The organism is Paenibacillus tianmuensis, assembly GCF_900100345.1.
Taxonomy (GTDB): Bacteria; Bacillota; Bacilli; order Paenibacillales; family NBRC-103111; genus Paenibacillus_G; species Paenibacillus_G tianmuensis.
Genome location: NZ_FMTT01000067.1, coordinates 1 through 20,968, shown reverse-complemented (window position 1 = coordinate 20,968; position 20,968 = coordinate 1). Strand labels below are relative to the sequence as shown.

Here is a 20,968-nt window from a genome sequence, read left to right as displayed (position 1 = left end):
ACATCGCTTGCTTTAGAAGAAAAAGAGGAATAGCAAACGCGAATAAGACCGCTGGTGACTGCTTTTCCTACACCAGACCGATAGCTGTCCCACTGTCCTAAGGCAGCGTGCATAAAGAATAATAGAAGCTGACTGGCTGTAAACTTGCTGGCTGTATCTTCGTATTTCAATTCTTGCAAAATTTGCTTCACATCTTCTTCGGTCAATAGCGTTTGAACTAACTTGGTGAACGTGGTAGACTTTTTCATGAGGTCGCCTCTTTCTAATCGTGTTGTATGGTGCAAACGATTTTACAGAAAGAGCGTCCTTTTTTTTTTTTTCAATTTCCTTATTTTGGTTAATCAACAGGCGTGACCGAGGGCATTTCTTTTACCGGAGATATGAAGAAAGATATTGAATGTTTTTTTGTGCATCATGATGATCCTGGAACCTATCAGCATACCGTTTCAGTTGCCAATGAAGCCGTTCGAATAGCAACCAGGTTTGACCTGGATACCGAACTCGCTGCTCAAGCCGCTTTTCTTCATGATATAAGCAACGTAATTCCGGAAACCAGCATGATTCGTATGGCTGAAAGTTTAGGTATTGATCTATTGGAGGAAGAGTACAGGTATCACCGGATTGTTCATCAAAAACTTTCAAAAGACATGGCCCAAAACATATTTGGCTGCACAAATGAGTTGGTACTAAATGCCGTTGAATGCCATACCACCCTAAAAGCACAATCAAGTTTATTGGACAAGGTTTTATTTGTCTCTGACAAGATTTCATGGGAGCTTCCCGGCGAACATCCATACCAAGAAAAAATGAAAGAACAGATTAATTTATCCGATTTGAATGGAGCCGTACTGATTTACTTAAATCATATTTGGGAACAGAGGGACAAGCTGAAACTTGTACATCCGTGGCTTATCGAGGCTAGAGAAGAGTTGCTGGCCCAGAGTTGGCGCTGAGTTAAAAGAACAGAACGAACAAGTCGAAAATGGATAGAGATTCAGATCTATTTCTGAAAACTCTATCCATTTTTTATTTCGCCAGCGGACTTCCCTTGTTAATTATTGTACAGGACCGTGAACCTTGACCGCCAAGTCGGGGTAAGCGGCGGCCAACTCGGATGCCCGCTCCTCGATCCGTTTCCGCTCAAAGCCCGCGCCGAACAGCTCGCGATTCGGCCGGAACGTGACGCTCGTGCCTGTCGCCTCCGTCAAGCCAACCGTCAGCAGCTCCGTCTGCGGAATGCCCTGCTTGAATAGTAAAAAAGACCGGAGAACGTCATGCGCTCGTCCGGTCTGCTTACGCCTCGCCTTTACTTCTTCTTCAAATCTTCGATCGAATTTATTTCCATATATTTCGGAACGACCAGACCGATTTTGGTCCCTTTCAGGTTCGGGCCGAGGTCCTCGAATTTGCCTTTGAACTTCTCGTAATAGTCCTTATGCGTCGTCGGCAGCCAAGCGGCCACGATCGCATCGACGTCTCCGCCAGCGACGCCCGCCCACATCGGGCCCGCTTCCACCTGCAGCATATCCACCTTGTAGCCGAGGCGCGATTCGAGCACCTGCTTGACGACGTTCGTGCTGGCGATCTCCGAATCCCAAGCGACGTAGGCGAGCTTCAGCTTCCGGCCTTCGGCCTTCGGCACGTCCTTCACCCAGCCGTCCACCTTGGCGGCGTTCTCTTTCACCCAATCGGCCGCAGCGGCTTCCGGCTTCTTGCCGTCCATGACCGCTCCCATCACTTTCTCCATATCGGCCGCGGTCCATTCGAACTTGTCGAGCACCGCATAGGCGGACGGTTCGGCCGTTTTAAGCCCCGTTCTTGCGATCGTATGAATCTCCTCGGCCGCCCCATATACGCCCTTCGGGTCCTGCAAATAGTTGAGGTCGTATTTGGCGAACATCCAGTGCGGCGTCCAACCGGTAACAATGATCGGCTTTTTCGCTTTATACGCTCTGTCCAGCGCCGCGGTCATTGCCGTGCTGGAGCCCTCCACGAGCTTCCAGTCGGTCAAGCCATAATCTTTTAGCGCTTGGCTCGTTGCCTTCATAATGCCCGCACCGGGGTCGATGCCGATAATTTCATATTTGACTTGATCCCCCACAAACTTCGAGGTGTCAGAGCTCTTGGCCCCGCACCCAGTGGCTAGCAGAGCGGCCCCGAGCAAACACAACGTCATCCACAGCAGATTCCGGTTTCGTTTTTTCAATGCTTCTTCTCTCCTTTGGGTTTCTTCTTAAACGCATGCTGCGTCAGCCGGTCGAGCACAATCGCCAGAATGACGACGGCGAGCCCCGCTTCGAAGCCTTCGCCCGTCTTGAGCTGGGTAACGGCACGATACACGTCCGCTCCAAGCCCTTGAGCGCCGATCATCGAAGAGATGACGACCATCGACAGCGAGAGCATGATCGTTTGGTTCACACCGGCCATCACCGTAGGCAGTGCCAGCGGGAGCTGGACCTTCCACAGCTTCTGTCCGGGCGTCGTTCCGAAAGCGTCAGCCGCCTCGATCAAGTCGAATGGCACTTGGCGGATGCCAAGGTTCGTCAGCCGGATCGTCGGAGGCACCGCAAAAATAACGGAAGCGATGACGCCCGGCACAACGCCCAAGCCGAAGAAGGTAACCGCCGGAATCAAATAAACGAAGGCCGGCATCGTCTGCATGAAATCGAGCAGCGGCGTTACCGTGTTCTGCACCGTCTTGTTTCTCGCGGACCAGATGCCGAGCGGCAGGCCGACGATGACCGAGAGGAAAGCCGAGGTCATCACGAGCGCGAGCGTATCCATCGTATGGTCCCAGAACCCGAGGTTGGCAATCAGCAGCATGCCGAGCAGGGTAAAAATACCGAGCATGAGCCCCGCCGCACGGTAGGCTAGGAAAGCAACCAGTACGATGAGTACCAGCGCAGGCGGAAAATGGAACAGCAGCGAAAACAAATCAACCGTTCCTTCGATTAAGGAAGAAATAAAGCCGAACAGCCACTCGAAGGTGGCGCCGAGCCAGTCGACGAATTTCTCGACCCATTCGGCAATCGGAAGCTTAGGACCCATCCGTGGTCACCGCCTCTCGAACCCGGTCGTGGTTGCCGGCCAACGCTCCAAGCACCGCGCCGCGAATAATGACGCCGAGCAGCCGCCCGTTTTCAGAGGTTACGGCCACCGGCACCCGGCTTGTGCTGACGGTATCGAACAAATCACTCAGCAGCGTATTGGGCGATACCGTCGGCACCTCGGAAATGATGATCTCATCAAGCGTCAGGTGCTCCCGGATCGCCCGGGCCGCGTCTTCGGCCGTCAATACGCCGAGCAGCCGCTTGGCGCTGTCAACGACGAACAAGTTGGAAATGCCGTTCTCCCGCATCAGCTCCAACGCTACGCGCGGCCCCCCGCGATCGTACGCGATCGTCTCCGGCCGGCGCATCACATGCGAGGCGTTCAATACCCGAGACAGATCGACATCTTCAATAAATTTCTCCACATATTCGTTGGCCGGGGTGATCATTATCTCCTCAGGTGTGCCGATCTGGACGATGGAGCCGTCTTTCATCAGCGCGATCCGATCCCCGATCCTCAGCGCTTCGTTCAAATCGTGCGTGATGAAAATGATCGTCTTCTTCAGCTTTTCCTGCAGCTCGCGCAGCTCTTCCTGCATGTCCTTGCGGATCATCGGATCAAGCGCGCTGAACGCTTCGTCCATCAAGAGGACCTGCGGCGAATTGGCGAGCGCCCGGGCCAGGCCGACGCGCTGCTGCATGCCGCCGCTCAGCTGGTCCGGATATTGATCTGCCCATTCCTCCAGTCCGACCAGCGCAAGTGCTTCCCGCGCTTTTTCTCTGCGGATTTTGGCCGGTACCTTTTGTACCTCCAACCCGAACTCGACATTTTGCACAACCGTCTTATGAGGGAACAGCGCGAACTTCTGAAACACCATGCTCATCGCCGTCCGGCGGAATTCGCGCAGCCGCTCCTCGTTCATGTCTACGATATTTTCGCCGCGGAACAGGATGCTTCCGTCCGTCGGTTCAATCAGTCGGTTCAGCAGCCGGATCAGGGTCGATTTGCCGCTGCCGGACAGCCCCATAATGACGAAAATTTCTCCTTCTTTGACCGTAAAGCTCGCGCGGTTCACGCCCACGGTCTGTTTCGTCTCCGTAAAGATACGCTTCTTGCTCCAGCCTTGGTTAAGAAGCTCAAGCGCCTTCTCCTGATGCGGACCGAAAATTTTGGTCAATTGCTTTACTTCGATCAAAGCCGTATCCCCCATTCTTTCGATGCTCTTAAGTTTACAGGTACGCAGGCGGATGGGTCAAAAGCGAAATAAGTTTGTTTTGTACGTACAGAAAAAACTTTACAAACGTATCGTACAGAATACTCCCATTTCCTCCAAATTCCTTTCCTACTAGTAGCTTTACTTTCAAATGCATGTTCAATACAATACAATGAGAATATTTATTTTAGGCAAAGCATTCTGCCGCGGAACGTCTTATACCGGCGGCAGCATCTGCAGGAGGCATAAATAATTATGAACAACTGGGTTGGGATGACGGAGGAACAAGCTGGCATCGTTCAAAAAGCCCGTAAACGCGTAATCGAATCCATCGGAAAAAATATGGATTTATATGGCGTCACCCTTTCCACCGGCCATTTGTACGGCATGATGTTTTTTCAGGATAAGCCTATGACGCTTGACGAAATGGGCGAAGAGATGGGCATGAGCAAGACGAGCATGAGTACGGGTGTACGCACGCTGACGGATCTCAAGATGGTGCATAAAGTATGGGAAAAAGGAACGCGAAAAGATTTGTACGAGGTCGAGCCGGACTGGTACCAGACGTTCGCGGATTTTTTCGTCATCAAATGGCAGAAGTCCATCGAGATGAACGTACAGTCGCTGCGCAAATCTGCGGCCGAGCTGAAGCGGCTTGGGGAGAACGATCCGGACAACGAAGCGCTGCAAAGCATCGTCGCCACCGACACCCGCAAGCTGGAGGAAGCGATCCACTACTACTTGTGGCTCGGACGCTTGATCGATACGTTCGAATCCGGGGAAGTTTTCAAGCTGGTGCCGAAGGAGGAGCCGCAAGCGGACTCCAAGTAGTACGCTGTATATATGATGATAAGCTGTGCCGAAGACGATTCGGCACGGCTTTTTTGTGTCCACAGAAATCGTCCTCAATACAACATTATCCAACAAAAGTCTAAAGATTTTGGATGAATATGCCGATATATGTACCATAGTCTGACCAAACGAATACAAACGGAACAGGAGTGAAAGAGCTTGCGCTTTAGAATGCAAAAAGTGTTCTTATTGTTGCTTACCGTCGTCTTGAGCACGTGCAGTTTTGGCGTCATGAGCGCATCGGCCGCGGATGTCATCACGAAGCTGGTTTTGAACAAAAATGAACTTTCGCTGGACGTGGGCAGTACCGCCAACCTGACAGCCACTGCAATTTACGACAACGGAAAGACGGAAACGGTAACGATCAAAACCGAATGGAATTCCGAAGACCCGAACATCGCCTCGGTGTACGCCGGTGTCATTACGGCCAAAGCGGAAGGCGACGTGATCATTACGGCCAAATATATGACGGAGCAAGTTCCCGTTAAAGTAAAAGTGACCAAACGGGTCAAATCGCTCATCAGTGACAAGCAAAAAATCGATCTGCGCAAAGGCCAGTCGGAGCAGGTTAAACTGAAGGCTTATTACGAAGACGGCTCGTCGGAAGATGTGACCGCGAAAGCGGAATGGACCATCGACAACGGCACCATCGCCACCCTCTTTAACGGAAAGGTGACCGCCCAAGGCTCCGGCTCCGGCACCATTACGGCGAAGTTCAGCAATCAATCGATCTCGATCCCGCTGACCGTCGAAGTGGTCAAGCGCGTCGATGCCGACAAATCCCGGGTTTCGCTGCTGCTGAACCAATCGGAAACGATCCGGCTGCTCGCCACGTATCCTGACGGAACGACGGAAGATGTGACGGAAAGCGCCAACTGGACGTCCGACAACTCGGATGTCGCCGATGCGCTCAAAGGCAAAATTACCGGCTACGGTCCGGGACAGGCGAACATTACCGCCACCTACGGAACGAAGACGGCCAAGATTAAAGTGGACGTCGACAACGCCATCAAGCTCGATCTGAGCAAGCAGAATCTTCTGATGAAGAAAAGCACGACCGAGCAGTTGAAATTGACCGCCACCTATCCGAACGGAAATACGGAAGATATTACCGAACGCGCAGAGTGGTCGTCCTCCGACGATACGATCGTTTATGTCGTCAAAGGTAAAATCAGCGCCAACAAAACGGGCGAAGCGACCGTGAAAGCCAAATACGGCGAGAAAACCGTGACCGTCACTGTTGACGTCGACGTGCCCCGTCGCCTGGAGCTGAGTAAAGACACGATTACTTTGAATTCGGGCAAATCGGAGCAACTCACGCTCGACGCTACCTATGCCGACGGCAGCAGCGAGGATGTGACCAGCCAAGCGAAGTGGACCTCCGACAAGGAGACCATCGCCAGCATCATTAACGGCAAAGTCACCGCCGTGAAAGCGGGCGAGGCGACGATTACAGCCCAATACGGCGAAAAAACCGTAACCGCCAAAGTGCTGGTCGATATTCCTAACGTTCTTGTACCTAGTAAGAATAAAGTGAATTTCCAAATCGGCGCTACGGAACAAATTACGCTGAAAGCCGTTTATCCGGACGGCGTAAACCAAGACGGTCTGGAGAAAAAAGCCGAGTGGACGTCCTCCAACGACCAAATCGCCGAAGTGCGCGGCGGGATGATTACGGGGATCGGTACTGGTACCGCCACGATCACCGCGAAGTTCGGCAACCGCTCGACGACCATCCAAGTGTCCGTCGGCGTATTGAAAACGTTGAATGCGGACGCGACCAGCCTTGTCCTGAAAAAAGGCGACGTCCGGACGATCAAATTGGACGCGAGCTATACGGACGGCAAGACGAACAATGTAGCGCAGGATGCGGAATGGACGAGCTCCAATCCGGCGGTCGCTTCGGTCAGCGAAGGCACGATCAAAGCGCTGGCTTCGGGTGAAACGACGATCACCGCGAAAGTCGATACGAAGACGGTGACGATTACCGTGCAAGTCGATATGGCCAGCACGCTGAAAGCGAACCCGGCTTCCATTCAGATGGACTTGGGCGAATCCCGCACGATCAAGCTGACTTCCATCGATGCCAATGGCAAATCGGAGGATGTGGCAGGTACGGCAGAATGGACCTCGGTGAGCCCGACGATCGCGCAGGTTGAGAAAGGCGTCGTGACCGCCTTGGCCCGGGGCAAGACGACCATCACGGCCAAATTCGGCGGAAAAACCGTATCGATCCCGGTCGACATCGGTTCCGTGCAGGATCTGGTGCCGGACAAGCGCTATATTCCGATGAAGACGGGAGGCACCTTCCAGGTTAAGCTAACGGCTACGATGGCGGACGGCACGACGAAAGACGTCACGTCGCAAGCCCAATGGAAATCGACCAACTACAAATTGCTTGAGGTGGAGAACGGGCTGGTAAAAGCGATCGCTTCCGGCAGCGCTTCGATCTCCGCGACCTTCAATGGCAAGAGCATCACGATTCCGGTCGACATCGACCGCCTCAAATATTTGAAGACGGATGTCGTTACCGCGAATATGAAGCCGGGCGAAACGCTGAATGTCAAAGCGATAGCAACCTTTATGGACGGCTCGGATCTGGACGTGACCGTATCCGGCCTTTGGAACTCCACCAACATTCGGGTAGCCGACGTGAAAGACGGAGTGATCAAAGCGACCGGAAAAGGACGCGCCACCCTCACCGTTGGCTATGCGAGCAAGAAAACGACCATTCTCGTGACGGTAAACTAACCGGTATACAAACAGCGTTCGGAACCTCCACCAGGGGAACCGGACGTTGTTTTTTTGTATTCGGCCCAACTTACAAGCATTTCGCTTTTCTATCGCATACGGTGTAATCATGAAAGGAGTGGGTGGATTGACGAAAATCACAATCGCTGCAGTCGGGGATTTGTTGATGAAAAAGAAGATGATCGCCTCGGCCGCACGGGAAGGCGGATTCGCCCCTATTTTTGCCAAAGTGAAACCCTATCTGCGGAAATCCGATTTAACGATAGGCAATCTGGAGACGACCTTCTCCGGCAACAATTTTCGCGGAGAGCCCGGAAAACTGTTGTTCAACTCCCCGGACAAATTCGCTGCTACGCTCCGGAGCCTAGGCTTCGATGTATTAGGCACAGCCAATAACCATTGTATGGACGGGAAACGATCCGGTTTGAAGCGGACATTAAACGTCCTCGATCGACACGGTCTGCGACATACGGGCACGTATCGCTCCGCCCGGGAAGCCCGCCGGAAACTGATTGTTAACGTAAAGGGAATAAAAATCGGAATATTAGCTTATACGAAAGGAACGAACGGGATCCCCGTGCCGGAGCCGTGGTTAGTCAACAGGCTAAACCGGAAAAAAATAATAGCGGACGTGCGCAGCTTGAAGAGTAGAACAGATTTTATCATCGCTTGCCTACATTTCGGGAAAGAATTTCGAACTTATCCCGACCGCGACCAAATCCGGCTCATGCAGCTGTTGTTTAAGAATGGTGTGAATGTCGTGCTGGGAGCGCATCCCCATGTGCTGCATCCGATAAGAATGTTTAAGGTGAAGGACATCGACGGACTCGTTAGAAATCGGGTAGCGGCGTCTTCTCTAGGAAATTTCGTATCCACCGAGCTTCCCCGGCATACCGCTAGACTGCGAGGAACCATCTTGCTGTTAACCTTAACGAAAAATGCAAAAGGGAAAACGGATGTGTTGAAAATGTCACGTGTGCCAACCCGCATTTTGCAAAATATAGGGAAGAAAAACGTTTATCGGGTTGTGCCGGGTCGGTAGAAACGGATATCGACAAAAGAAAAAACCTGCTATCGTATGGTTACGAATCGCAGGTTAATAAAAAATCGTATGACTAAAAGGCAGCAACCAGCTCTACCCTTCGGACGCTTCCAGCGGCGCCGGCAGCTTGCCTTGAGCGGATAGCTCGCCAGCCAGCACGCGGGCCAGCGCCTTCATCGCGAACGGCGTATTCTCGTAGCACGCGAGGTAGATTTTCACCTCATCGGGCAAGACGCTGATGTCGAACGGATTGCGCGCCGCAGCGACGACCAGCTTCGCCTTCGGCAGCGCCGCGAGCGCCTTGGCAAGCTCCACCTGCCCCGGTGAAAACGAGGCGTTGTAGGTCACCAACACGATCTGCTCCACCTCGCGAGCAAGCTCAACCACGTGTGCCTGCTCCTCTGCCGTCGGCTGCACGCCGATCCGTTCCTCTCGCACCCGGTAATTCAGCTGCGACAGCCAATAGCCTGCCGTCTCGCGGCGGGTCAATACCTCGTCAACCTCGGTGCCGACCCGCACCTCCGGCCAGACGACGAGCACCGGCTTGGCCGGGTCGAGCGGCAGCCCGTCTTCGCCCCGCAGCAGCGTCACGCTGTGCTCGGCAATGCGCTCCGCCAGCCGCTGCGACGCCTCGGTCGCCAGGCTCTCGCCCGGGGCAAGAGCCGCACCCGCGACCGCTGCCGACGCGACGTGGCTCTTGAGCGCCAGCAGGCGTTCTACCGAGCGGTCGATCCGCTCCTCGTGGATGCGGCCGCTCTCCACCGCCTGCACAAGCGCGTCCAGCGCCGTCTGCTGCCGCTCGATCCGGTGGCTGACCAGCACGAGGTCCGCCCCCGCCTCGACGGCCATCACCGCGCCTTCGGCAATGCCGTAATGCTCGGCAATCGCGTTCATCTCCAGGCAGTCGGTGACGACGACGCCGTCGTAGCCGAGCTCCTGCCGCAGCAGTCCGTCGATGACGCGGGACGACAGCGTCGCCGGCAGCCGCTCCGGCTCTACGGCCGGGAACAGCACGTGCGCGCTCATCACCGCATCGACGCCAAGCTCGGCCGCCCGGCGGAACGGCGCGAGCTCCAGCCGGTCCAACCGCTCCCGCGGATGCGGTACGACCGGCAGCGCCGTATGCGAGTCCTCGCCCGTATCGCCGTGTCCGGGAAAGTGCTTCACCGTCGCGGCGATGCCCGCTTCCTGATAGCCCCGCACGGCCGCTGTGCCGAGACGGCCGACCGTCTCCGCATCTCCGCCGTACGAACGGACGCCGATGACCGGGTTGAGCGAATTGTTGTTAATATCGAGACACGGCGCGAAGTTCATATTGATACCCATCGCCTTCAACTCACTGCCCATTACCTTCGCCGCTTCATAAGCCGCCTCTGCATCTCCGGTCGCTCCTAGCGCCATGTTCCCGGGAATCGGCGTCACGCCCTGATCGATGCGCATCACCATCCCGCCCTCCTGATCAATCGCGATCAGAAGCGGCACGCCGCCATGGGCGAGCGCCAGCCGCTGCAGCGATGCCGACAGCTTCGCTACTTGAGCCGGCTCCGTCAGATTGCGGCGAAAATAAATGATTCCGCCGAGATGCTGCTCCCGGATCAGCCGTTCGATATTCTCCGACGGCTCCGTGCCGTGAAAGCCGCACATCAGCATTTGACCGATTTTTTGCCGGAGCGTCAGCTCCCCGATTCCTTTAGACACCATCTGCAACTTCCTCCTCTGTCTCAAGCTCCGCCACGCCCGGCTTGGCCCGTTCCCGGAACTCGGTAGGGGTCATCCCCTCGTATTTGTGAAACACTTTCGTAAAATAACGCCGCTCCGCGTAGCCCGCCAGCTTGCCGATTTGGGTAACGCTCTTGTCGCTGTGGAGGAGCAGCGATTTGGCCAGCTCCATCCGTTCGCGCGTCAAGTATTCGAGGAACGTCTCCTGATGATGCTGCTTGAACAGCAGGCTGAAATAGCTGTTGCTGATGCCCAGATGCTGAGCCAACTCCTCTACGCCCAGATCGCGGGCTACATGCTTCTGAATGTACTCCCGGGCGGAAGCCATCAGCAGCTCGGGCGATTTGCGTCGGCCCGTGCTCACCTGCTGGCATTCCCGGATAAGCAGGTGTACGCATTCGACAAGTTCCTTCACGTTTAGGCTATCCTCCAGTTTGGCCCATACGGTCTGCTCCTGCGAGCTTCCAAGCAGCCCGACCGACCGCATCTCCCGCAGCAGATGCAGGCACAGGAAATGCAGCATTTGCTCGGCCCGCATCGAATTGTGGCCGCCGGCCTCCTTGATGCTGCGGCCGAGCTCCTCAAGCGTCAGCTCGATCTTGGCGGAGTCCCCCTGCGTCAATCCGGTGGCCAGACTGTCGGCCAAGCCCCAGAACGAGCTTCCCCTCGCATCCGTTCCGGCCGTTTGCTCGTGAATCAGAATATGCCGGTTCTCCAGCGAAAGCTGTAGGCCGCGCTGCACTTTGCGGTACGCGTCCGCCAGCTCTTCCGCCGCAAGCGGCGACGGGTATACCCCGACGCTGATGGACAGCTTGACGCACCGCTCCACCGCTTGCTGCACCTGCTCCGACCATGCCCTCAGCCGCTCCGTGGCGGCGGCCATCGCTACTGCCGGCGGCCTCGTCACCGGAAGCGGAATAAGTACGCACCATTCCCCTTCCCGCGTCAGCAGGACCGCGTATTCGGCAAGCTCCGAGCTAAGCGCGTCCTGCAGCACGTTGCGTACGGCAAAATGTACCAGCTTACGCTCCCGTTCGTCCTGACGCGCAATCTGCGAATAATCGTCCAAATCGACGAGCAGCATCCAATAGCGCTGGTCGAGCCAAGAGCGGTCCCCCTCTTCGCGAAGCCGGTGCAGCGGAAACGACGTATAGTCCATCAGCAGGTCGAGCAAAATTTTTTCGTAAGCCAGCTCGGACAGCTCCCGCCATTTGGCCGTTTTCTTCAGCTCGTTGATCTTGATTTCGCGGATGCCCGCGGCCGTCCGCTCGATGACCAGCTGCAGCTCTTCGTAATCGATCGGCTTTAGAATATAGTCGCGCGCGCCATACTTGACGGCGGAGCGGGCGTAGTCGAATTCCTGGAAACCGGTCAGCATAATCATTTCGCCCTCGTAGCCGGACCCTCTCAGCTGCCGCAGCAGCTCGATGCCGTCCATGACCGGCATCCGGATATCCGACAAGATGAGATCTGGCTTTCCTTCGCGGGCCAGATCGAGCGCTTTGGCGCCGTTGGCTGCCGTGCCGATCAGCTCGATGTTCATCGCTTCCCAAGGAATGACCTTTTCCAGATTGCGCACGATATTGATTTCGTCGTCCACCAGCATGGCTTTGATTTTCATCACGATCACCCGGTTGTTCGTTTTGGTATCGTGCAGCGAATGACCGTGCCGAAGCCCGGTCGGCTGCAAATCATCATGCCGTAGCGGCTGCCGTAATGGATGCGCAGGCGGTCCGCCACATTTGGGATGCCAAGCCCGACCCGCTCCTCCCGCAGCGGGGCTTCCGCTTCCGCCGAGCCGCTGGACCTGCTCCCCGGCGTCCCATGCAGACGAAGCAGCACGTCGTCCGGAATGCCGGCCCCGTTGTCCTGTACCCACAGTACGACAGCGTCCTCCGTCTCTTCTGCGGTAATCCACAAGTAGCCCTTCTGCCGATCAGAATCGCCGTCACCCGCACTGCTTTCCATCCCTTCGAAGCCATGCTGAATGCTGTTCTCCAGCAGTGGCTGCAGCGTCAGCTTCAGAATCGGAGTCGAAATTAGCGCAGGCGGCACGTCGATTTCGTATTCGAACAAATCTTCGAAACGGTATTTCTGGATTTCCAAATAATTGCGCACATGATCGATTTCCATCGACAGCGGAATTTCCTCTTTATGGTAGAAGCTAACACGCAAAATCGTCCCGAGCCGCTGGACCATCCGGCTCACCTTGCGGCCTTCGTTTTGCGCCGCAAGCGCATTGATCGACTCCAGCGTATTGAACAGAAAATGCGGCTTGATCTGCGCCTGCATCAGCATAAGCTCCGCTTTGTTTTTCCGCTCCTGCTCCCGTTTCACGTCCTCCAGCAGCGTGCTGATCCGCTCGACCAAGCTGTTAAAGCCGCGGGCGAGCGCGCTGGTCTCGTCCTTGCTCTTTGCTTCGACACGGATGCCGAGATCGCCGATCTCCACCTTTTTCATGGAATTCACAATGTACAAAATAAAGCGGATCACGTGACCGACAAACAGCATGTTGAACAGCAAAGCACTGAGCAAGGACAAAATGGTAATCGCGCCGATCCATTGGATCACTTGAATCGAGCGTCCGGACAAATACGCCCAAGGCGTGACGGAGACGACGCTCCAATTCATTTTGCCGAATTCGTCCAAGTCCAGATGATGCACCGAGACGATGCTTTCGACACCGTCGAATTTCATTCTGCCGCTCTCGTATTCCCTGCCCAAATGAATCGAGCCGTCGATGTGCGACGACAGCGCTTGCCCCGAGAGCTTATCTTTGTTATCCACCATGATCAGCCCGTCCTGATTGACGATCATGAACCGGACGTCGTTGCTGTGGCTGGTGCCGAAATAGTTAAAAATACGGTTCAGCTCGCTGAATTGAAACTGCTGCAGCAAAATCCCGCGGTTGTCGAGCGTATACGTGTCGTTGATCACGCGAATCATCGTAAATAACGGCTTATTGCCGGTCCAATTCCCGAATTCGTGCGGACCGATCCAGCGGGGCACGCCGTTCAAGGCCATGACTTCGCCGAACACGGGCAGCTTGGCAAGCTCGGCGAAGGAAAGCTGCCTGTAGCCGATTTTCCCCTGACTGAACGACTGCCGTTCAAAATCAAACAGCGTCACCGAGTAGGCCGGGGTATAGGAAAGAAACGTTCGCTGCAGCAATCGGTCGTATTCGGTCAGGGTGACGGCGTCGACGCCGTCTTTGAATCCGAGCATCCGTTGGATATCTTCCCGCTGCATCGACGCTTGAGAGAAGTAGTTCGCTTCCTTCAGCACATACGTAATATTGCGGCCGACGGCCTTCAGCGTAAATGCGGACTGCTCCGCATAGTTTTGCTGGATGATGTTCTGCGACAGCAAATAGGTGATCGTTCCAAGCACGAACAGCGGCGCCACGATAAACGCCATGAACCCCAAAAACATTTTTTTCCGAAGATTCATCAAATGCCTGTCGTTCCTTTCTTATGCCGAAGGATTCGCCGCTATGCTGCCGCTCTTCCGGCGAACGTGTCATCTCTTTGCTTCTTTGTTTGCGGCTTCCTGCACCCGCTGAAGCTTCTCCACGACCTGCTCCGCCGTCAGCTTGCCGCCGACCAGCTCCTGCATGCCGGTTTCGAGCGCTTCGCGGACTTTGGCCTGAACAACCGCATCGAACGCCGGAAACTGCTTGAACCGGGTCGTCCGCATGATTTCATCCACAATCGGATAAAACCCCGACTGATCGATCAGCTTCATGGCGGGCAGGACGCCGGTTTCTTTCAATTGGCGCCGCTGCATTTCGTCGCTGTACATAATGCGGATAAACGCTTTGGCGGCTTCCTTCTCCTGCTCGCTGAGCGTAGTGGCGAAGCCGTAGCCGTTCGAGTAGCTGCCGTTAATCCAGCCGTCGCCCTTCCCTCCGGTATCCGGGAAGTTGAAGAAGCCGACATCGTTCGCGATCTTCGACCATTGAGGGTCGGCAATTGCCCCGCTCGCCCAGCTCCCGTCGAACAGCATCGCCGCGCCGCCCGCGCGGAACTTGTACTGCTGCTCCGCATATTTACGACCGAGGCTGCCTTCGTGGAAGTAGCCCCTTTTAACGAAGAGCTCGTAGCGCTTGAAGCCGTCAAGCACGTCGAGATCGGTCCATTTGCGCGATCCGCTGACGAAGCCCTGAACGGAATCGGGGCCGGCCGTACGCACCCAGAACGTATTCATCAGCATGTTGACCACCCAGCCGTCTGCCGCGGCAAGCGCAAACGGCGTAATGCCGTTGGCCTTCGCTTTCTCCGCGATGGCGATGAGCTCCTCCCATGTTTTCGGTACGTCTACGCCCAGCTCCTTAAATATCTTCTTGTTATAGTACACGCCTTCCACGAAGGACGCGGTCGGCAGTCCGTAAATTTTACCGTCAACCGTAAACTCGTCCAAATCGAAAAAGCGGTCCTTGAGCTTCATCTCCTCCAGAATCGGGGTCAAGTCCAGCAGCCGACCGGCTTTGACATACTTCTGCGTATCCGAGCCGCCGAACAAGTCGAATATTTTAGGCGTCGCGCCCGCAGCCATCTCGGCCGGAAGCTTCTCGAAGCGGTTCACCTTGTCTTCGATGCCCTCTAGCTCCACCGTTAGCCCGGGAACGGCGGCTTCCATCCTTTTGGCCACGTCTTCCAGCAGCTTCAGCTTGAGCCTGGCATCGTCGCGGACCTGGGTATGCCGCAGCGAGATCGTGAACGGCTTCACCTGCCTGATGCCGCCTGCCTGATCGACTCCTGCAGGGGTCGGCGTATTGATCTGACCGCACCCGGTGACAAAACCGGAACACAGCAGCAGCGAGGCCCATTGGAGCAGCCGCCGTTTGTTTATCATCCGCACCCCTCCTTCGGGAACCGACAGTAATCCACTACCGATTATAGTACGCGCCCCGCCGTGGACGGCAGGGTTTGATTTTCATAACAGGGGGATAAATTCGTCTAATCAATTGGGTATATTTGGAGTATGCCACGCCGGCGGGAGCGGAACGGAACGTCTCCGGACGAACGTTTGCCTTTGCGTCCGGTCCCCCATACATATACTCCCTCATTAGAAAGCTCCGTCGTATCCTTTCGTGAAAATGCCTCGGTCATGCTTCCTATTTTGTCTTCGACCTCGATTTTGCGAGGATCGGGGGGCTTCCGAGAGGAATGTGTAAATAACGTGGTAACTTATTGGAGCTCGGAACTTCATTGATTCAAATACTCGACTTTTTCCCCGTTTATCGTGACTTGAATCGTAGACGGTTTGTCACTGATAAAAGGCGGCAGGTCGGAATGAATGTTGGAAAAGTTAGCCTCGGTAAACACTTCTTCATCAAAATCAATTTCTTCGGATTTAAATGCATGCCATTCCTGGCCAAGCCACTTTTGCCATTCCGCATTGTATTCGTCTTCTTTGAATTTTAATTTAACGCCATCTTGAATCATAACTACGTTTTCTATGTTGCAATTGGGGCAATAGAGGAGAATCGGTATTCGGATTTTTTTTCCTCCGGGATAGCTGTTACCATACTCCGCCAATCCAAATCCTACACCTTCGACCCCGGCGACAAAATCAATCTCCTTTGAAAAAGAATATATTTTGCCGTTGTATTTAAAAAAGGGCGGGTCTGTTTTGGTGGGCGGCAAGATCAACGAGTCGTTACAATCTTTCGTGTATTCAGCCAGTTCGTTCACCCAAGTTTCCCTGTTAACTTCAACCGATTTGTTTAATAGCGCTACATCTGTTACAGGCACCTGCGGTGTAAAACCAGTCTTTTCCCCAAAAACCATAGGTTCATAATATTGGGTAACTACATTATCCGGAAACCCGATTACCCCGTGTAAAACCCCCGTTCTCTGAGAATGAATCGTTGCAAATACCAGAGAATTCGCATACTTGTCATCACGTGTAACAAATATAGGATTATCCTTCATAAATACCGACTGTTCCGAATGATTGGCGGGAACCGATTTTTTTGTCATGATGAAATGCAACAAAGGAAAAATACGCAATCCTGATTGATAATCAACTATTCCGTCTTCTACGGAAAACCGTCCCCGGTCTTCCAATACTTTTTGACATGCAATGATTTTCTTCGAGGCTTGCCGAGGGCTATCTTTTGGGACGCTTTTTTTTGATTTACTAGTTTTTTCTTCATGTTCCGTTTCTGTGTGATCGCTATTCGCTCCACCCTTGTTAATACTTTCCTCTTTTGGACTTTCTGTGTTTGCGACGACTTTTAAATTTTCGGGAGATGTCGAATCAATTTTTCCCGTACATGCGGTTAGCATGGAAAGGATGGCCATGACGACCATCCATTGCAGCGGACGCTTCAAGAAGATCCTCCTCTCCTACTCGGTGAAACGGTTGCGAGCTTCTTCCCATTACAAAAAATGTTGCGGCTCCGTATCGACTCTCCAGCCCGACTTATCGATATATTTAAACGTTATTTCGATAGTCTTCGATTCAACCGAAGCATCAAACAATCCCACTTTAAAAAGAACCGTCGCTTTATTTCCGTCTTTTTTGGTCTTTGTTACCTTAATACTGCTCCAGTCATACATGGAGCCCCAGTCCAAGGGACTAAAAGCTAGTTTATTGTCAACTTTCCGTAGATTTATCCGACCGATAATAGTGTCGGCGATAGGGGAAGTGAAGACTTCATCCAAGTACTTTTGAATTTTTTCTTTGGAATTCAGCTCATCGCAAATAAAAGCATATCCGCCATCCTCGTCATTGATATATTTGAAATCATCGCAAGGGCCGCCTTTTTGCAGCAGCTTGTAGTTTCTGTCCCGGGCCTCATCCATAAGTTTAATGGCGGCATCGGCCGTTAGCTCAGGCAGTGCTTCCGATACAGCTGCCGGTGCGGAGGTTGTAATCGGCGGTACCGCTGAGGACCTGTCCTTGTTGCCGACGTTCTCCTGCTTCTGGCGAACATCTTCATCAATACGAGTAAAGCGATGATGGTCCTGCCCCGTACAACCGGTAGCGACCCATAAACAAGCGATCACTATGGATATCTGCATCATTATTTTTCTATAAGACATTTGTTTTTCTCCATTTTCATAGGCTTAAAACACTCGCACTTCCGACATACACGTATCCGAATACTTGTCTCCCTTCTCCACTTCGAGAATAGTGAGTTTTATAAACGAGGTTTTAACTTTTTTGCTAAAATCCATTTGTACAAAAGAAGCGGCAAGAATCTCGGAGCTTCCGTCTGAGAATTCAGCCTTCAAGCTCTTAACTCTATTGTTTGCTTTGAACGTTTGCAGCGATTGCGCCAAGCCATTGATGAGATCAATACCGGATACTTCTCGAACCTCCCCAAATTCAAGTGTGATTGTTTCTCCTATCCCGTCGCCCTTCACGCCTTCGCACCAGCCGGTTTTAGTATTCCCGTCCGTGAGTTGATTTGCGCTGTACGTTATTTTATTCTCGTCCGGCAGGGTAGAAGAAGCAGTGACCCTTTTGACAGGGATGCTCTTCTTCACGTCCATGAACGGCGTTGAGGAACGAATCCATTGTACGGGATACACCTCGAATCCGATCCGTTGAAACGCATCATCGAGTTTTGTTTTCTGTTGGGTTTGCAAGTTTAATTGAAACACATTTCGATCCTGATCAGTGTAGACGAGCACTCGGCCGTCCGGGGAAATGACCGGAGATAACATGGATTGGCCAAGCGGTTTCCGTTCCTCACTTTCAATTGTCAATAAGTAGGTAGTATCACGATCTGCCGTATAAATCAGCTTGTCTTTAGCGAACCATTGACGAATATGGATATCCTTAGAACCCACGTTTATCTTCTTGATAATTTTGTTATTTGCGATGTCAAACAGAACAAGATTGCCCTCATCATCACTAAAGCACATTTTACTGCCGTCAGGGGAAAATTTCCAGACAGCAACAGAGTACATATCTCGCTTAACTAAGGATAGCTTTGTCTTTTCATTTTCCTTCGCTCGAAATAGATAGATGTCCCCATTCTCCTCAAACAGATATTGGTCGAGATCAGGGGACAGCGCATAATCTTTATGAGGCAATTGAAATTCCAGCTCGGTTTGATGCAAAAGCAAGTTATAAATTTGCGCAGAAATGGTGGGCCTTTGATGAGATAAATTCATTAATAATATTTTCTTTCCATCTTGCGAAATTCCGCCGACATAAGAAATAATTCCACCTTGAGTCATATCCTCATTAGCTTTCTTGAAAAAACTCGTAAAGCCATCGATATAAACGAAGCTTTCTTCGTCAGCTGCTTTTTTTACATAATGTATCATTTCATTATCACCTATCCCTTGGAATAAGATCCAATCGGATAGCTTTTCTTGAAAGTGATTAGCTTTTGCTTCACTGTTGTCAGTACTATGCTCCGCTGAAATGTTGTCGGTATGAGCGGCTTCCCTCTTCTGTTCAGAGGTAACGCGGCCAACTGAATTGTCTCCCAATCCTTCCTGTTGGCTAGTTTTCTGTTCGTTTGAGCATCCTGTAAGCAGCAGCAACACCAATCCAACGATAAAAACGAATCCCGTTCTTTGAAACCTACCCATCTTTTTGTTTTATCTCCTCTACTGCATGCTGCATAATAAATTGTGGCAGTACATCCGGAGGGAACCAGAATCGGATCGTATAATTCGAGGGCATACCACGAAGAGTCCGATCCTCCCCCGTTGTTAAATCCCTTATTCTAAATTCTTTTGAGGTCTGTAGCTTGTAAATGATCGTTTTTTTGTCAGGGGCCAGAACGGCATCGTTCGTTTCAGCCGGAAAATCAAGCGGTCGAACATCATCGCCCTTGACCAAATAGAAGTTGCCTTTCCCCTGTTCGTTATACTGCATAACAAGTTCTGTTGTTCCTTGATCCAGCTTTGTCATAGCTTTGGCCAAACTCGGATTGCGGTATTGCTCCTTGCTGTCTTTCACATCATAAATGACGTAATTATTAGATTCCGAGACCAAAATTTTTTGATTATCTTTGGAAAAAGCATACAATTGCCGTTCGATCCGGCTCTCCTTTTCATTAGGGAAAAGTAACCTTATTTTCCTCTGTTTTTCGAGATCGTATAAGGCTAGACCCTCTTGGGAATTAGCAACGTACTGAGTGTGATCTGGGGTGAATAAGGCGATATAGTTGTCCAAATTCCCATCATCTCTGGTAAATGTTCCTCTGATAAAAACTTTTTGATCAATAAAGTCGTATCCTTCGATTATCTTTTCTGTTGACGATTGATCTGAAATAAAATAAGCTTTACGCCCATCCTCTGTAAAATGCTCCAGATAAGTATTTTCACAATCTACTGCGATTATTTTTCTTTGGATCAGGTCATTCATGATCTTTTGAAAATCGATGGTTATAGCTTTTGAATTTCCCTGAGATTTTAGGTTCATTAATTGGTATCCGCCATCATATAACGTATCCTTGTTTTCAGCTAATAGTAGCCAGCCCAAGTCTAATGGTTCTGGCGTTTCTATCCCTTTAATTGCTATGCTCTCATCTTGGGGCCTCTCGTTACTTGATAAGCGCTCAGGCTGCGTGCATCCGGTTAACATAAGCAAAATACATATACAAAAAGCTAAGTGTCTTTTTAGCAAGATTGATGATTTCCTCCCCTAAGGAACATTTCCCCATATACAATTCACATTAATTTACCGGGTTTAGATGCAACTCTCCAGCCTTTTTGTGGAACATATGTATATTCAATACTAACCATTTCATCGTTCATGTTCTCCTCTACACTTGGTACCGTAAACTCAAACGTTTTGATGTTTCCTTCATCCGCTTTTAATGTAACCGCTGCTTTTTCCCAATCGCTTAAGAGCCCCATCCTAACGACGGATAAGACAATTTATTATTAATCATTTTGAAATCGGACGTTTTGATAAAATCGGCAGTAATCTCTTTTGTAAAAACCTCTTCAAGGTAAGCGGTCAATTTATCTATAGTGTCTAGGTCATCGCAAAAACTATAGAAATAATCTTCGGTTACAGGGGCTCAATCTAAAAATTAGCGGTTGAACTTTTCAACATGGTAAACGGAGTCGATTGCATTCAATTAATATACCAGCTTTGTAGCACTCACGATTACGCGTGAAGTAGTGCCGACGCTGGTAAGCCTTGATGCGATTATGCCGACCTTCAATGGTTGCGTTCGTCCACCGACAACGATGGTAGTTCACGATCTCATCCTGCCAATTGCGCATGGTTTTCAAGGTGTTTCTCACCGCGTCATGGTCTATTTTCTCACCTTGCTCTAACCAGCGGGTAAAACCCAGACGAGCTATGCAGACGTTCGTTGAACAGTCATACCACTGAGAAAATGCTTCCTTCCATTC

General features: G+C 52.0%; 18 protein-coding genes and 2 pseudogenes. 4 read left to right on the top strand and 16 right to left on the bottom strand.

The genetic code is table 11. The annotated features are described in order from the left end of the window. Nucleotides 1-248 (bottom strand): annotated as a pseudogene (locus BLO51_RS26690) (IS4 family transposase); the annotation flags it as partial. A gap of 132 nt (nucleotides 249-380) precedes the next feature. Between BLO51_RS26690 and yqeK the strand changes: the two are divergent. Continuing rightward, nucleotides 381-953 (top strand): bis(5'-nucleosyl)-tetraphosphatase (symmetrical) YqeK, encoded by a 573-nt coding sequence (gene yqeK, locus BLO51_RS26685; RefSeq protein ID WP_090676798.1) that lies wholly within the window; start codon nucleotides 381-383, stop codon nucleotides 951-953. Between the two features lie 102 nt (nucleotides 954-1,055). Here the strand turns inward: yqeK and BLO51_RS26680 are convergent, their stop codons facing one another. The 4 genes from BLO51_RS26680 to BLO51_RS26665 form a co-directional block, all read right to left on the bottom strand. Continuing rightward, the gene (locus BLO51_RS26680) at nucleotides 1,056-1,208 is read right to left on the bottom strand and encodes a hypothetical protein (RefSeq protein WP_245719842.1); all 153 of its coding nucleotides are present in this window, start codon (nucleotides 1,206-1,208) and stop codon (nucleotides 1,056-1,058) included. A 98-nt stretch (nucleotides 1,209-1,306) separates the two neighbouring features. After that, nucleotides 1,307-2,206 (bottom strand): glycine betaine ABC transporter substrate-binding protein, encoded by a 900-nt coding sequence (locus BLO51_RS26675; protein WP_281180444.1) that lies wholly within the window; start codon nucleotides 2,204-2,206, stop codon nucleotides 1,307-1,309. Then, the gene (locus BLO51_RS26670) at nucleotides 2,203-3,048 is read right to left on the bottom strand and encodes an ABC transporter permease (protein ID WP_090676795.1); all 846 of its coding nucleotides are present in this window, start codon (nucleotides 3,046-3,048) and stop codon (nucleotides 2,203-2,205) included. The genes BLO51_RS26675 and BLO51_RS26670 overlap by 4 nt, the downstream gene beginning before the upstream one ends. Beyond that, nucleotides 3,038-4,261 (bottom strand): quaternary amine ABC transporter ATP-binding protein, encoded by a 1,224-nt coding sequence (locus tag BLO51_RS26665; protein ID WP_090676793.1) that lies wholly within the window; start codon nucleotides 4,259-4,261, stop codon nucleotides 3,038-3,040. Before BLO51_RS26665 ends, BLO51_RS26670 begins: the two co-directional genes overlap by 11 nt. 258 nt (nucleotides 4,262-4,519) lie before the next feature. Between BLO51_RS26665 and BLO51_RS26660 the strand changes: the two genes are divergently transcribed. From BLO51_RS26660 to BLO51_RS26650, 3 genes are all read left to right on the top strand, one after another. Then, nucleotides 4,520-5,095 (top strand): GbsR/MarR family transcriptional regulator, encoded by a 576-nt coding sequence (locus BLO51_RS26660; RefSeq protein WP_090676790.1) that lies wholly within the window; start codon nucleotides 4,520-4,522, stop codon nucleotides 5,093-5,095. A gap of 180 nt (nucleotides 5,096-5,275) precedes the next feature. Then, nucleotides 5,276-7,867 (top strand): Ig-like domain-containing protein, encoded by a 2,592-nt coding sequence (locus tag BLO51_RS26655; RefSeq protein WP_245719841.1) that lies wholly within the window; start codon nucleotides 5,276-5,278, stop codon nucleotides 7,865-7,867. A gap of 118 nt (nucleotides 7,868-7,985) precedes the next feature. After that, nucleotides 7,986-8,909, top strand: a complete 924-nt coding sequence (locus tag BLO51_RS26650; RefSeq protein WP_245719843.1) for a CapA family protein — start codon at nucleotides 7,986-7,988, stop codon at nucleotides 8,907-8,909. A 93-nt stretch (nucleotides 8,910-9,002) separates the two neighbouring features. Here the strand turns inward: BLO51_RS26650 and nagZ are convergent, their stop codons facing one another. The 11 genes and pseudogenes from nagZ to BLO51_RS26600 form a co-directional block, all read right to left on the bottom strand. Continuing rightward, nucleotides 9,003-10,610: a beta-N-acetylhexosaminidase gene (gene nagZ, locus BLO51_RS26645; RefSeq protein WP_090676781.1), complete on the bottom strand. Its 1,608-nt coding sequence runs from the start codon at nucleotides 10,608-10,610 to the stop codon at nucleotides 9,003-9,005. Then, nucleotides 10,600-12,318, bottom strand: coding sequence for a response regulator transcription factor (locus BLO51_RS26640; protein WP_245719840.1), 1,719 nt, complete (start codon nucleotides 12,316-12,318; stop codon nucleotides 10,600-10,602). The genes nagZ and BLO51_RS26640 overlap by 11 nt, the downstream gene beginning before the upstream one ends. Continuing rightward, nucleotides 12,255-14,078, bottom strand: coding sequence for a sensor histidine kinase (locus BLO51_RS26635; RefSeq protein WP_090676778.1), 1,824 nt, complete (start codon nucleotides 14,076-14,078; stop codon nucleotides 12,255-12,257). The genes BLO51_RS26640 and BLO51_RS26635 overlap by 64 nt, the downstream gene beginning before the upstream one ends. A gap of 69 nt (nucleotides 14,079-14,147) precedes the next feature. Next, nucleotides 14,148-15,482 (bottom strand): extracellular solute-binding protein, encoded by a 1,335-nt coding sequence (locus BLO51_RS26630; protein WP_090676775.1) that lies wholly within the window; start codon nucleotides 15,480-15,482, stop codon nucleotides 14,148-14,150. A gap of 353 nt (nucleotides 15,483-15,835) precedes the next feature. Beyond that, nucleotides 15,836-16,966 carry a hypothetical protein gene (locus BLO51_RS26625; RefSeq protein ID WP_090676771.1) on the bottom strand — a complete coding sequence of 377 codons (1,131 nt, stop codon included), beginning with the start codon at nucleotides 16,964-16,966 and terminating at the stop codon, nucleotides 15,836-15,838. Nucleotides 16,967-17,014: 48 nt separating this feature from the next. Further along, the gene (locus BLO51_RS26620; RefSeq protein WP_090676768.1) at nucleotides 17,015-17,680 is read right to left on the bottom strand and encodes a DL-endopeptidase inhibitor IseA family protein; all 666 of its coding nucleotides are present in this window, start codon (nucleotides 17,678-17,680) and stop codon (nucleotides 17,015-17,017) included. 24 nt (nucleotides 17,681-17,704) lie between these two features. After that, a complete protein-coding gene (locus BLO51_RS26615) occupies nucleotides 17,705-19,186 on the bottom strand; it encodes a discoidin domain-containing protein (RefSeq protein ID WP_090676765.1) in 1,482 nt (493 codons plus the stop codon). Further along, a complete protein-coding gene (locus BLO51_RS26610; protein ID WP_090676762.1) occupies nucleotides 19,179-20,228 on the bottom strand; it encodes a hypothetical protein in 1,050 nt (349 codons plus the stop codon). Before BLO51_RS26610 ends, BLO51_RS26615 begins: the two co-directional genes overlap by 8 nt. A 44-nt stretch (nucleotides 20,229-20,272) precedes the next feature. Beyond that, nucleotides 20,273-20,461 carry an IseA DL-endopeptidase inhibitor family protein gene (locus BLO51_RS29960; RefSeq protein ID WP_217266793.1) on the bottom strand — a complete coding sequence of 63 codons (189 nt, stop codon included), beginning with the start codon at nucleotides 20,459-20,461 and terminating at the stop codon, nucleotides 20,273-20,275. Continuing rightward, nucleotides 20,449-20,604 (bottom strand): annotated as a pseudogene (locus BLO51_RS31320) (DL-endopeptidase inhibitor IseA family protein); the annotation flags it as partial. The gene BLO51_RS29960 and the pseudogene BLO51_RS31320, both read right to left, overlap by 13 nt. Before the next feature lie 52 nt (nucleotides 20,605-20,656). Beyond that, the coding region (locus tag BLO51_RS26600) for a transposase (protein WP_143006888.1) at nucleotides 20,657-20,968 on the bottom strand (312 nt) is incomplete at its 5' end.